General features: G+C 61.4%; 11 protein-coding genes. 9 read left to right on the top strand and 2 right to left on the bottom strand.

Going from position 1 to position 12,766, the window contains the following annotated elements; translation table 11 throughout:
* Positions 1 to 81 precede the first annotated feature (81 nt).
* Together rpmE and BFX80_RS01835 are read left to right on the top strand one after the other, a co-directional pair.
* A complete protein-coding gene (gene rpmE, locus BFX80_RS01830) occupies positions 82 to 294 on the top strand; it encodes a 50S ribosomal protein L31 (RefSeq protein ID WP_077377930.1) in 213 nt (70 codons plus the stop codon).
* Between the two features lie 437 nt (positions 295 to 731).
* Positions 732 to 2,000, top strand: a complete 1,269-nt coding sequence (locus BFX80_RS01835; RefSeq protein ID WP_077377933.1) for a malic enzyme-like NAD(P)-binding protein — start codon at positions 732 to 734, stop codon at positions 1,998 to 2,000.
* Positions 2,001 to 2,101: 101 nt separating this feature from the next.
* Here the strand turns inward: BFX80_RS01835 and BFX80_RS01840 are convergent, their stop codons facing one another.
* Both BFX80_RS01840 and BFX80_RS01845 read right to left on the bottom strand, forming a co-directional pair.
* Positions 2,102 to 2,866, bottom strand: coding sequence for a DUF481 domain-containing protein (locus BFX80_RS01840; protein WP_103751453.1), 765 nt, complete (start codon positions 2,864 to 2,866; stop codon positions 2,102 to 2,104).
* A 134-nt stretch (positions 2,867 to 3,000) separates the two neighbouring features.
* On the bottom strand, positions 3,001 to 5,517 hold the full coding sequence (locus tag BFX80_RS01845) for a penicillin-binding protein 1A (RefSeq protein ID WP_084207836.1): 2,517 nt from the start codon (positions 5,515 to 5,517) through the stop codon (positions 3,001 to 3,003).
* Between the two features lie 247 nt (positions 5,518 to 5,764).
* Between BFX80_RS01845 and pilM the strand changes: the two genes are divergently transcribed.
* The 7 genes from pilM (at position 5,765) to aroB (ending at position 12,505) form a co-directional block, all read left to right on the top strand.
* Entirely contained in the window at positions 5,765 to 6,829 is a 1,065-nt protein-coding gene (pilM, locus tag BFX80_RS01850) for a type IV pilus assembly protein PilM (RefSeq protein ID WP_103751454.1), read from the top strand.
* The gene (locus BFX80_RS01855; protein ID WP_077377939.1) at positions 6,826 to 7,416 is read left to right on the top strand and encodes a PilN domain-containing protein; all 591 of its coding nucleotides are present in this window, start codon (positions 6,826 to 6,828) and stop codon (positions 7,414 to 7,416) included. Before pilM ends, BFX80_RS01855 begins: the two co-directional genes overlap by 4 nt.
* On the top strand, positions 7,413 to 8,045 hold the full coding sequence (gene pilO, locus BFX80_RS01860) for a type IV pilus inner membrane component PilO (RefSeq protein WP_077377942.1): 633 nt from the start codon (positions 7,413 to 7,415) through the stop codon (positions 8,043 to 8,045). The genes BFX80_RS01855 and pilO overlap by 4 nt, the downstream gene beginning before the upstream one ends.
* Complete coding sequence (locus BFX80_RS01865; RefSeq protein ID WP_167592959.1) at positions 8,045 to 8,599, top strand: pilus assembly protein PilP; 555 nt, start codon at positions 8,045 to 8,047, stop codon at positions 8,597 to 8,599. Before pilO ends, BFX80_RS01865 begins: the two co-directional genes overlap by 1 nt.
* A gap of 140 nt (positions 8,600 to 8,739) precedes the next feature.
* On the top strand, positions 8,740 to 10,785 hold the full coding sequence (locus BFX80_RS01870) for a type IV pilus secretin PilQ (protein WP_077377948.1): 2,046 nt from the start codon (positions 8,740 to 8,742) through the stop codon (positions 10,783 to 10,785).
* Positions 10,785 to 11,327, top strand: coding sequence for a shikimate kinase AroK (aroK, locus tag BFX80_RS01875; RefSeq protein ID WP_077377951.1), 543 nt, complete (start codon positions 10,785 to 10,787; stop codon positions 11,325 to 11,327). Before BFX80_RS01870 ends, aroK begins: the two co-directional genes overlap by 1 nt.
* A gap of 71 nt (positions 11,328 to 11,398) precedes the next feature.
* A complete protein-coding gene (aroB, locus tag BFX80_RS01880) occupies positions 11,399 to 12,505 on the top strand; it encodes a 3-dehydroquinate synthase (RefSeq protein ID WP_084207838.1) in 1,107 nt (368 codons plus the stop codon).
* The last annotated feature ends 261 nt before the right edge of the window (positions 12,506 to 12,766 follow it).

The raw sequence follows: 12,766 nt of genomic DNA on the forward strand, positions 1-12,766 counted from the left end.
TGACCGGTTACATCCAAAACCCGTGTACGGTGCCTGGCAATCGATCAGGTGGCGGTGCACAGCGACCTGAGGTTACACACCATGAAACAGGGTATCCATCCGGACTACCAGCGCCAGACCGCAACCTGCTCCTGCGGCGCGCAGCACGAAATCGGTTCCACTTCCAAGCAGACCTTCGCGCTGGACGTGTGCTCCGAGTGCCACCCGTTCTACACCGGCAAGCAGAAGCAGGCTACCACCGGTGGCCGCGTCGAGCGCTTCAACAAGCGTTTCGGTGCTGCCATCAAGCGCTGATACCTTCAGCTGCTTGTCGCTTGCATGGCGCTGTGCATCGCGCAGCGCCATCAACGAAAAAACCCGCTTGCGAGCGGGTTTTTTTGTGCCTGTCATTCGATGCAGGTGAGGGGATTGGTGCCGAGCTGGCACTATTCCAGCGCCACCAACGCATCACCCCTCTGCGCAGGAGGCATTTCATTTCCGGCGCCGGATGCGCGCGGTCATTGCGCGGATTTTCATGAGATACGCGGGGCGAAACGCCACGCCGACCCGTCAGTGATAAGGAAAGGTTTATGACTGAGTGGGGCATCCATAACGTTAGACGAATGGCTAAAACAGTTTTTAAACATCCGTATTAATTCCTTTTATAACAACAAGTTGCGTTGGTTGTTCGCGAGGGGGTTTTTCTATATTCTGGTCACAGCCAACCCCCGCTAAAATACCGGATGACACGCATGTCTGATGCCATGAAGAAAGCAGCACTGCAATATCACGCCGAACCGATTCCCGGAAAGCTGTCCATCGAGCTGACCAAGCCGACAGAAACTGCCAAGGACCTCGCGCTGGCCTACAGCCCGGGTGTAGCCGAGCCGTGCCGCGAGATTGCTGCCGATCCGGAAAATGCCTACCTGTATACCGGCAAGGGCAACCTGGTCGCCGTCATCTCCGATGGCACCGCCATCCTGGGGCTGGGCAATCTCGGGCCGCTGGCTTCCAAGCCGGTCATGGAAGGCAAGGGCGTGCTGTTCAAGCGCTTCGCTGGCATCAACTCCGTCGACGTCGAGATCGATGCGGAAAGCCCGCAGGCCTTCATCGATACCGTGCGTCGCATCCACACCACCTACGGTGGCATCAACCTGGAAGACATCAAGGCACCGGAGTGCTTCGAAGTCGAGCAGGCGTTGATCGAACAGTGCAACATCCCGGTCTTCCATGATGACCAGCACGGCACGGCCATCGTCACCGCTGCCGGCATGCTCAACGCACTCGATATCGCCGGCAAGTCCCTGGAAGACGCGCGTATCGTCTGCCTGGGCGCCGGTGCTGCCGCGATTGCCTGCATGAAGCTGCTGGTCTCCAGTGGTGCCAAGGTCGAGAACATCTTCATGCTCGATCGCAAGGGCGTGATCCACAGCGGCCGTGATGACCTGAACCAGTACAAGGCGATGTTCGCCACCGAGACCGAGCTGCGTACGCTGGATGATGTCATCGAAGGTGCGGATGTCTTCGTCGGCCTGTCCGGCCCCAACCTCTTGAAGGCCGAGCAGCTCAAGAAGATGGCTGACACGCCGATCGTGTTCGCGTGCTCCAACCCGGATCCGGAAATCCATCCGGATACTGCTCGCGAAGCGCGTCCGGACGTCATCATGGCGACAGGTCGCTCCGATTACCCGAACCAGGTCAACAACGTGCTGGGCTTCCCGTTCATCTTCCGCGGTGCGCTGGACGTGCGAGCCACACGCATCAATGAAGAGATGAAGCTGGCGGCCGTTCACGCGCTGAAGGACCTTGCTCGCGAGCCGGTCAGCCAGGACGTGCTGGATGCCTACGAGATCGACAGCCTCGAATTCGGTCCGGGGTACATCATCCCGACGCCGATGGATGCGCGTCTGCTCGAGCGTCTGCCGGCTGCCGTGGCGCAAGCCGCCATCGATTCCGGTGTCGCGCGCAAGCCCTATCCGGCGCATTACCCGCTGACCAATGCGGATCAGGTCTACGGTTAAGCGTCATCGGGCCCCGCTTGCGGGGTGCTGAAGAAAAAGCCCTCGTCGGAGATGTCCGGCGAGGGCTTTTTGCTGTCTGTCCAACAACTTTCAGTGGCGTACTAGAAGCTGTAGAGAATCGAGGCGGCGGTGGTGGTGTCGGTCTTGGCGTCCGTGTCATCCGGCGGGCTGGTGTTGTTCTTGATCTCGTGGGAGAGCTTCAAGGCCAGGCTGGAATTGATGGAGACGGTCAGTGCGGTATAGCTGCGGCTGATGATGTTGTCCCGGGTACCTTCCACCGAGAACTGCTGCTCGAAATTCGAGGTATCAGACAGCTGCCAACGATAGTCCATGGCCGTGTAGCCGAGGAGGTAGTTCTCGTGATCCCCCTCGGTGATATTGTCGTAGCGATAGCCCGGACCCGCCTCGACAGAGAGGTTGTGCTCAGGGCCTGACAGCAGGCGAATCCCGTACCCCCCGATGGAGGTGACTTGATCGTCATAGCCGGAGAAGCGCTCCTTCTCCCAGCGCAGCAGCCCGAAGGCATAGCGATCACGCCCCAGGTCATAGCGCTCACGCTGACCGATCAGGTACTGCTCGGTGGTGGTCTCGCCGCTGCTGGACACATGCTTGGCTTCCATGCGGAAGGTGTGGGTCCAGGGCTTGAGGTGCCAGGACAGGCGGGCCTTGCCCAGCAAGGTTTCGCTGTTCGAGTTGCCGGAGAGCTTGGTAAAGCCCAGCTCGGCCTGACCGCTGAATGGCTCGGAATCCTCGCTGGCGGCGGGGGGAGCGTAGAAGAGGTCATCATCGGCACTGGCCTCGCGAAGCGGGCTCAGGGCCAGACACAGCAGCAGGGTCATGCGCAGTGTGGGCAATGGGTGAAGCATGCAGACTCCGGGCATGGTGAAAGGGGGCATTGAAGGACAGCGAGGCCAGATGGATGAAAGAAGAGCGACCATGGGTCGCTCTTCTTTCACCTCACTGCGCGCGGTGTGGACGGGCGCAGGTGACCTGCTTCAGATCAGAAGATGGCCTCGAAAGTTCCGGTGCCTTCTGAGCCGCTCTGTTGCTCCAGCTCCTTGCGGATGGTGCGTTCCTTGTAGGGCGGCAGATTGTCCTTGCGGAACAGCTCGCTGACGCCGCCGGATTGACCACTGTGCAGGCGCTTGCCGGACTCCGGGTCGATGGTCGCGCTCACGATGTCATCGGGGCGCTCCATCCTGGCGGATGGCATGCCCTTGAGGGCGCCACGCATGTAGTCGACCCAGATGGGCAGCGCGGCCTGGGCACCGTACTCGGCGAGGGTGTCATTGGAGTCCTTGCCGACCCAGACGGTCGCGACCAGCTTGCTGTTGAAGCCGGAGAACCAGGCATCACGCTGGTCATTGGTGGTCCCTGTCTTGCCAGCCAGGTCATCGCGACCAAGCGTCAGGGCCCCACGGCCGGTGCCGCGCTTGATGACGTCTTCCATCATGTCACGGATCAGGTACATGGATTCCGGCGAGGCGATGCGCTCGGCCAGCGGATACTGACGGCCATCACGATTGACGGTCACCATGCCCGGCGTGCAGTTGGCGCAGGCGACGGCCGGATGAGCTTCGTAGTCGGTCTCGTCGTCACCGCGCGTGACGGTGTCGATGTACCAGGGTTCGACACGGAAGCCGCCGTTCGAGAGTACGGCGTAGGCACGGGCCATTTCCAGCGGTGTCAGCGAGGCGCTGCCCAGTGCCAGTGACAGACCGTTGGGCAGCTCTTCGCGCTTGAAGCCCACCTTGACGAGGAAGTCGAGCGTCTTCTCGAGACCGACGGTCTGCAGCAGTCGCACGGACACCAGGTTCAGGGAGCGATAGAGACCAACGCGGATCCGGGTCGGACCAGTGAACTTGCCGCCGGCGTTCTCCGGGCGCCATACCTTGTTGCCATCCTGCATGACCACCGGAGCATTGTTGATGATGGTCGCCGGTGACATGCCGCCCTGCTCGAGCCCCGAGAGGTAGATGAACGGCTTGAAGATGGAGCCGGCCTGACGACGTGCCTGTATCGCTCGATTGAACTTGCTGGCGGAATAGCTGAAGCCGCCCTGGAGTGCGAGGATGGCGCCATTTTCCGGGTCCAGTGAAACGATGGCCGACTGGGCATCCGGCAGCTGACCCAGGCGATAGCCATCATCTTCCTTGATGACGCGCACCAGATCGCCGACCTTGGCAATCTCGGCGGCAGAGCCGGGTACACCACCGCGCCAGCGGGAGCTCTTGTACTCGCGCGCCCATTTCAGACCGTCCCAGCCAATCGTGGCCAGGCTGGCGTCTGCCAGCAGGACCTTCATCTGCTTGCCATCATTTTCCACCACGATGGCGGCTTCGAGCGGGCCATAGTCCGGCGTGCGATCCAGCACTTTCAGCCAGTTGGAGACATCGCGGTCGATGCCCTCGATGCGCTTCTCGCTCTTCTGGGCGGCCTGTCTGGCCGTTTCCAGCACTTCGGGAGAGCGAGAGATCTCTTCTTCGAGGCCGGCCTGATCGGTCTGGTCCTGAGCTTCCGCCAGTGACGCCGCGATACCGGATTCCTCCACGCCACGCCAGCCATGGCGGGTGTCATAGTCGATCAGGCCCTTGATCAAGGCATCGCGAGCCTGCGGCTGCAGCTTGCTGTCCAGCGTCGTGGTGATGCGCACATTGTCGGTATATGCCTTGTCACCGAAACGATCGACCGCGAAGCTTCTGGCCATCTCTGCGACGTAGGGCGCCTCGACTTCCGGGCGCGTGTAATGGCGTGCCGCGGTGATCGGTGCCTTGACGGCCTCGTCATAGGCCTGAGGCTCGATATAGCCCAGTTCCTTCATGCGCAGCAGGATCCAGTTGCGACGGATCAGGGCGCGCTGAGGGTTGGTGAGCGGGTTGAAGCTGGAGGGGGCCTTGGGCAGGCCTGCCAGCATGGCCTGCTCGGCCAGGGTCAGTTCATCGAGAGACTTGTCATAGTAGGTGCGTGCCGCAGCCGCGATCCCGTAGGCGCGATGGCCCAGGAAGATCTTGTTGACGTAGAGCTCGAGGATCTCCTGCTTGGAGAGGATCTGCTCCATCTGCAGTGACAGCAGGATTTCGCGAATCTTGCGCGTGAACGTCTGATCCAGCGTCAGCAGGTAGTTGCGCGCGACCTGCATGGTGATGGTGCTGCCGCCCGATTGGATGCTGCCGCTGGAAGCCAGCTGGACGGCGGCACGCGCGAGGCCCTTGGGGTCGATGCCCGGGTGCGAGAAGAAATTGCTGTCCTCGGCCGCGAGCAGGGCGTCCACAAACGTCTCGGGGATCTCGTCGAAGGTGACCGGGATGCGGCGCTGGTCACCGTATTCGCCGATCAGCTTGCCGTCACGGGTGTAGATGCGCAGCGGCGTCTGCAGCTTGGTATCCTGCAATTGATGAACATCGGGCAGGCCAGGTGCGAAATACAGGGAGGCGCCGACGATGGCCAGCAATCCCGCAGCACACAGTGACAGCAGCAGCCAGAACACTGGCGAAAGTAGTCGTCTCAATAGCTTCATGGGCAAGACAGGGTCCGTGGGTAATGAAAGGCGGGTGGCTGCGGGGGGATTGGCAATTCCATTGCTGGGGCATTATAAGTAGCGGGTCCAGATGCGGCCAGCGTTGAACCCTGTCTTGCGCGTCTGTTGTGTTATTCTGCGAAACATAATGTAACCTCTCAGCAGAAGAGGATGCCGCGGCGGTGCCGCACGGGAAGCGGCGGCCCGCCAGTCAGACGGGGTCGTCATCAGAGCAGGGGAATGCCAATTGCTGGGACTCAAATCCGCCGGCAAGGGACTGATTGGCGTCGATATCACATCGGCGACCGTCAAGCTCCTGGAGCTGTCCAGACACGGAAATCGATACCAGATCGATAGCTACGCGGTGCGCCCCTTGAAGGAAGGCGCAGTCGTCGAGCGGCGCATCCGCGACATGGATGAAGTCGTGCTGGCGATCAAGCGCGCGGTCGAGCAGGCCCAGCCGCGCTCGCGACGAGCCGTCGTGGCGGTGCCGGCCAGTGCCGCCATCACCAAGACATTGAGTTTTCCGACCAATCTGGCCGATGACGAGATCGAGCAGCGCATCGCGCTCGAATCCGAGAAGCATTTTCCCTTCCCGCTCAATGACGTGGCGTTCGACTTCCAGCATCTGGGGGTCAATGCCCGCAATCCTGATCAGCAGGATCTGCTGCTGGTGGCCTGTCGCAGCCTGGATGTCGATCAGCTCACCTCCGCGCTCGAGCAGGCCGGCCTTGAGCCGTCAGCGGTCGATGTCGAGACCTTTTCGCTGGAGCGTGCCTTCGGTGAATTGCGCCACCAGCTCCCCCCTACCTACGACAATGAAGAGTGCGTCGCGGTCGTCGATATCGGTGCCACCATGACGGCTTTTCATGTCATCCAGAATGGTCGCATCGTCTACAGCCGGGATGCCGTGTTCGGGGGGCGTCAGCTGACCGACGAGATAATGAACCGTTTCGATCTTTCCAATGACGAAGCGGGCCTGGCCAAGAAGCGTGGTGGTCTGCCGGACACCTATGACAGTGAAGTGCTGGATCCGTTCCGTGACACGCTCGTGCAGCAGATCGCGCGCTCCCTGCAGCTCTATTACACCGCCGGCAAGCGTCGTGAGGTCCAGCGCATTCTGCTGGGAGGAGGGACAGCCGCCATTCCCGGATTACGTGAGTCGCTGGCAGGGCACACCGGACTGGAAGTGATCATGGCCAATCCCTTCACGCACATGAGCGTCAACCCTCGAGTCGACATCCAGGCGCTGGCCGGTGATGCCCCTGCGATGTTGACGGCCTGCGGGCTTGCGATGAGGAAGCGCTCATGACCATCGAGATCAATCTGCTGTCGTGGCGTGAGGAGCGTCGCGAGAAACGCAGCAAGCGCTTCTTCGGCATCCTGGCGCTGGCCGCCGTGGTGGGGGTGGGAGCCGGGTTTGGCATGAGCGAGTATTACCAGAGCCAGCTCGAGGCGCAGAAGCAGCGGCATGCCTTCATCGAGAAGGAAATGGCGCGACTGAATCGCGATATCAAGGAAGTCGAGGATATCGAGAGTCGGCGTGATCAGATGCTGGCGCAGATCGAGCTGATTCGCAGTCTGCAGTTCTCGCGCCCGGAAACGGTACGTGTCTTCAATCAGCTCGTTGCGACGCTGGTCGAGGGTGCCTGGTACCAGAGCATCAGTCGCAGCGGACGTCAGATCAAGGCCAACGGCATCGCGGAGAATACGCGTCAGGTGTCCGGTCTGATGCGCACGCTTGCGGCATCGGATGTCTTCGGTACGCCGACACTGTCCGACGTACAGAGCAGCGACGATGATCGTCGCAGCTTCAATATCATGATTCCCGAGACACCGACGGCTGTCGCTTCCAGTGCTGCCGATACGAAGGCCGCCAGGCAGGGAGGTCGGAAATGAGTTTCCTCAATGCCGAAGTGCGTCGTCTCAAGTCGACGGACTTCCAGGATCTCGACCTCAAGGAGGCGGGTATCTGGCCCGTCACCTTGCAGGTGGTGTTGGTGCTGATCGTCTTTGGTGCCCTGTTCTGGGCGTCCCACTGGTTCCTTGCGGCGCCCAAGGCCGAGGATCTTGAGCGCCTGCAAGCCAAGGAGCGTCAGCTGCTGAGCCAGTTCGAGACCAAGGCCTTCAAGGCGGCCAATCTGCCCGTGATGCGTGAGCAGATGGCCGAGCTGGAGACGCGCATGGAACAGCTGCTCGAGATGCTCCCGACCGATGCCGAAGTGCCGGCTCTGCTCGATGACATCAGCGAGACGGCCATCAACAACCAGCTGGAGGTGGAATACATTCGCCTCAAGCCGGCCCAGAATCGCGATTTCTACGTCGAGCAGCCCTTCGATATCAAGGTGCGCGGCGATTACCACCGCATTGCCGCCTTCGTGTCTGGGGTCGCCGGGCTTTCGCGTATCGTGACGTTGCATGACTTCGTGCTGACACCGGTCTCGCAGGGTGAAGACCTGGAGTTGTCGCTGCTGGCCAAGACTTACAACTACCGCCAAGGCGCACCGTTGCCATCGGGAGGTAAATGATGAGTCTGACGACACGTCGCAAGCATGTCGTGCTGGGTGGTGCGATGTTGCTGACACTGCTGGCCGGTTGTGGTGACCCGCAGCTGCCTGCGCTGGAGAGCGAGCTCGAGTCGCTCAGAGGGCGGCCGACGGGGCAGGTCAAGGACCTGCCGCCTCAGCCCGAGTATCATCCCGTGACGTACGACATGGCGGATGCTCGCAGTCCTTTCCAGTCGCGACTGCCGGAGCCGGAGGAGGAGCTCGCCATGGTGGACAATGGCGTGCGGCCGGATCTGGATCGCCCCCGCGAGCCTCTTGAGGCCTGGCCGATGGAGCAGCTCAGCATGGTGGGGACCCTGGATGTGGACGGCAGTCGCTCGGCGTTGATCTTGACGCCGGAGCAGGAGGTGCAGCGTGTGAGTGTCGGCGGACACATGGGGAGCAATTTCGGCCGCATCATTCGCATCGGTGATACTCAGCTGGACCTGGTGGAAATCGTGCCCAACGGTCAGGGCGGTTGGATCGAACGAACCCGCGCCATGGCATTGACTCAACCGGCAGATGCCAGCGGTTAGCGCGTGCTGGCGGCGCTGTCTGCAGAATCGTCACGGAAGATGAGCGGTCGATGACCGACACCATAATGCTTCGACAAGAATAAGGCGCGATCAGCTTCAATGGCTGGGCGGAGCCGCAGCGAGACAGGGGACAAGGGAACATGACGCGATTGCAACGAATGAGTCTGCTGGGGTTGGCGGCTTTCGGCAGCCTGATGGCGAGTGTGGCGCAGGCGGCCTCCACGCTGCAGGATCTGGAATTCACTTCGCTGGGTGGCGATCGGATGGAGCTCAAGCTCGATTTCGCCGGCGGGGTGCCTGAGGTCAAGGGATACCGGATCGAGACACCGCCGCGTATCACCATCGATCTCATGGATACCAGCAGTCAGCTGGACAAGCGCCGCTTCGAGCTCGGCCTCAATGGGGTCGAGGAGCTGGTGGCGCTGGAGGCCGGCTCGCGTACGCGCCTGGTCATGAAGCTCAGCCAGACCCGTCCCTATGTGACGCGTACCGAAGGCAATAGCCTCTATGTCATCGTCGGTGAGCAGGGCGGTCCGGTGGCCGCCGCCGCGTCAGGCCAGTCCGCGCAGCCGCAGCAGCAGGGTGGCGGACTGGAAGTCGCGGCGGAGCCTTCCGTCAGTGGTATCGATTTCCGTCGGGGCAGTGAGGGGGAAGGGCGTGTCGTGGTCAACTTCAATCGCGCCAATGTCGAGTCTCGTGTGACCGAGCGTGGCCGCAAGATCTATATCGATCTCAAGGGTGTCGCCCTGCCGCCAGAGCTGAATCAGGTGCTGGATGTCGGTGATTTCGCGACTCCGGTCTCGAGGATCGACCCGCAGCGTACTCGTGATGGTGTGCGCCTGGTGGTGGATGCCAATGGCTACTACACCCAGTTGGCCACCCAGGCCGGCAACGAGCTGGTGCTTGAGGTCAAGCCGCTGACACGGGAAGAGCAGGCGGAGCGGATCAAGGACAAGTTCCCGTACACCGGCAAGAAGATCTCGCTGAACTTCCAGAATATCGAAGTGCGCTCGGTGCTGCAGATCATCGCGGACTTCACTGGGCTCAATCTGGTGGCCAGTGACAACGTCACCGGCAACGTGACCCTGAACCTCAAGGAAGTGCCCTGGGATCAGGCGCTGGACCTGGTGCTCAAGTCGAATGGCCTGGCCAGTCGCCGCATGGGCAACGTGCTGATGGTCGCGCCGGCGGAAGAGCTGGCGGCACTTGAGCGCAAGGAGCTGGAAGCCAATCAGCAGGTCAAGGAGCTGGCGCCCCTGACGACGGAGTACATTCAGGTGCGATATGCCAAGGCGGCGGACCTGGCGGCATTGCTGCGCGGTGAAGGCGGTATCGGCCTGCTCTCCGAGCGCGGTCGTGTCATGGTGGATGAGCGTACCAACACCATGTTGATCCAGGACACGCGCGACACTCTGGAGTCCATTCGCGGTACCCTCGAGTATCTCGACATTCCGGTGCGTCAGGTCCAGATCGAGGCGCGCATCGTGATCGCGCGCAGCAGCGTGTCGAGTGAAATCGGTGTCAACTGGGGGCTTTCCAACAGCAGCAACGGCAAGTTCGGCCTGGAAGGTGCGTCGACCGGCACGACCAGTGACGGTGGCCTGAGCGTCAATCTGGGTGACGACAGTGATCCGGGCAGCACCTTCAGCTTCGGTTACCTGTCCGGCGACATCCTGCTGGATCTGGAGCTTTCGGCGCTGGAAAGCGAAGGCAAGAGCCAGACCATCTCCCAGCCCAAGATCATCACCGCCAACCAGAAGAAGGCCGTCATCAAGCAGGGTCAGGAAATTCCCTACGAGGAGGCGACCTCCAGCGGCGCGACCAACATCGAGTTCAAGGAGGCGGTGCTGGCGCTGGAGGTCACGCCGCAGATCACCCCGGACAACCGCATCATCATGGATCTGTTGATCAACAATGACGACGTGTCCGATGACAGCTTCAATGGCGAGCCGGCCATCGATACCAATGAAATCGAGACTCAGGTGCTGGTCAATGATGGCGAGACGGTGGTGCTGGGCGGTATTCTGACCTCCGAACAGATACGCAGCGTCTTCAAGACACCTTTCCTGGGGGATCTGCCGGTGATCGGGAATCTCTTCCGCTATACCGAAGAGTCCAACGAGAAGGTAGAATTGCTGGTATTCATTACCCCGAAGATCATCGAGGACGGCCTGGCGGTGCGCTGATGCATGTGATTCCCAACGTATTCCTTGTCGGCCCCATGGGGGCCGGCAAGAGCACTATCGGCCGCCTGCTGGCGGCCGACTTGCATCGTGAATTTTGCGATAGCGACCACGTGATCGAAGATCGCTGCGGTGCCAGCATCCCCTGGATCTTCGATGTCGAGGGCGAGGCGGGCTTTCGCGGGCGCGAGCAGGCCGTGATTGACGAGCTGACCTCGCTGTCCGATGTCGTGATGGCCACCGGTGGCGGTGCCATCATGGCCGAAGCCAACCGGCGCGTGCTGCGAGAGCGCGGCACGGTGGTCTATCTCTATGCTCCGGTCGAGCAGCAGCTCAAGCGTGCCGGACGTGACCGCAATCGTCCTCTGCTCCAGCAGGATGACCCGGGGCGGGTGCTCAAGCGTCTCTTCGAGCTGCGAGACCCTCTCTATCGCGACACCGCGGATATCATCGTGCGTACCGATCGACGCAGCCCGCGTGCGGTCACCAACGAGATCCGGCGCCGGCTCAAGGCATTGTCAGACCCGCTCCACGTGCATGGCTAGACTCCCCTGGGGAGTCTGGCTCTCGCTTACATTCAGGCGCCGTCATTCGTTTCGCCGCAAGGAGAATCATCATGTCCCTGGCTCCCGCTCATCGTCTCGATGTCGCACTTGGCGAGCGTAGTTACCCCATTCACATCGGCCCGGGCCTGACGGCGCGAGGAGACCTCATTCGTGAGCATCTCGCCGGTCGTCAGGTGATGATCGTCACCAACACCGTGGTGGCGCCACTGTATCTGGAGGCGCTCAAGGCATCACTTGGCGATGGTCTGGATATTCGAGAGGTGATTCTCGAGGATGGCGAACAGACCAAGCACATGGCCAGTATCGGTCTGATCTGGGATGCCCTGCTCGAGGCCGGCTTCAATCGTCGTTGCACCTTGATCGCCCTCGGTGGGGGAGTCATCGGCGACATGACCGGTTTTGCCGCCGCCTGTTATCAGCGGGGGGCGGCCTTCATCCAGGTGCCGACCACGCTGCTGTCGCAGGTGGATTCCTCGGTGGGTGGCAAGACCGGCGTCAATCATCCGCGCGGCAAGAACATGCTGGGTGCCTTCTGGCAGCCGAGACTGGTGTTGATCGATACCTCAAGCCTCAGGACATTGCCGCAGCGTGAGCTGTCGGCGGGCATGGCCGAGGTCATCAAGTATGGCCTGCTGTGGGATGAAAGCTTCCTGAGCTGGCTGGAAGACAACATGCAGGCCTTGATGGCGCTGGATGAAACCTTGCTCGGAGAGGCCATCCGCCGCAGTTGTGCGATCAAGGCGGATGTCGTGGCGCAGGACGAGACCGAGCAGGGCGTGCGCGCACTGCTCAACCTCGGCCACACCTTCGGGCATGCCATCGAGACGGACCAGGGCTATGGCGTCTGGCTGCACGGTGAAGCCGTCGGCACCGGCATGCTGATGGCCGCTGAACTTTCGGCGCGCATGGGGTGGCTGTCGAGTGCCGATGTCGAGCGTATCGCCAAGGTGATCGGCAAGGCCGGTCTGCCGCTGCAAGCGCCGGAGGACATGGGGGTCGAGGACTTCCTGCGTCACATGCAGCTGGACAAGAAGAATGTCGATGGCCGTCTGCGTCTGATCCTGCTCGAGCGTATCGGGCGTGCGGTGATTACCGAAGAGGCGCCTGCCGGCCTGCTGGCGGACATGCTGGAGCACTGGCCGCGCAGCAGCCACTGATCCCTCGACCAGCCGTTGGCTGGTGCACGGAATCTGCCGCAGAAGAAAAGCCGTCACCTCAGGGTGGCGGCTTTTCTTTTTGTCGAGCGTCAGTGGGCACTTCAGGTGGACGTGCCCAGGGCGCATATCCGATGTACGGGTCGGGTGTGCCGGTGAGTGTGCAGGACAAGTGCATTAGCGGGGCGTGATTCCTGAATTGGTATGCCGTATGCGTAATCGGTATGGGGAGAATTGAATAAAAACGCTGTTTTTTATTCATCC

Origin of the sequence: Cobetia marina (genome assembly GCF_001720485.1) — a bacterium.
In the GTDB taxonomy this organism is placed as follows: domain Bacteria; phylum Pseudomonadota; class Gammaproteobacteria; order Pseudomonadales; family Halomonadaceae; genus Cobetia; species Cobetia marina.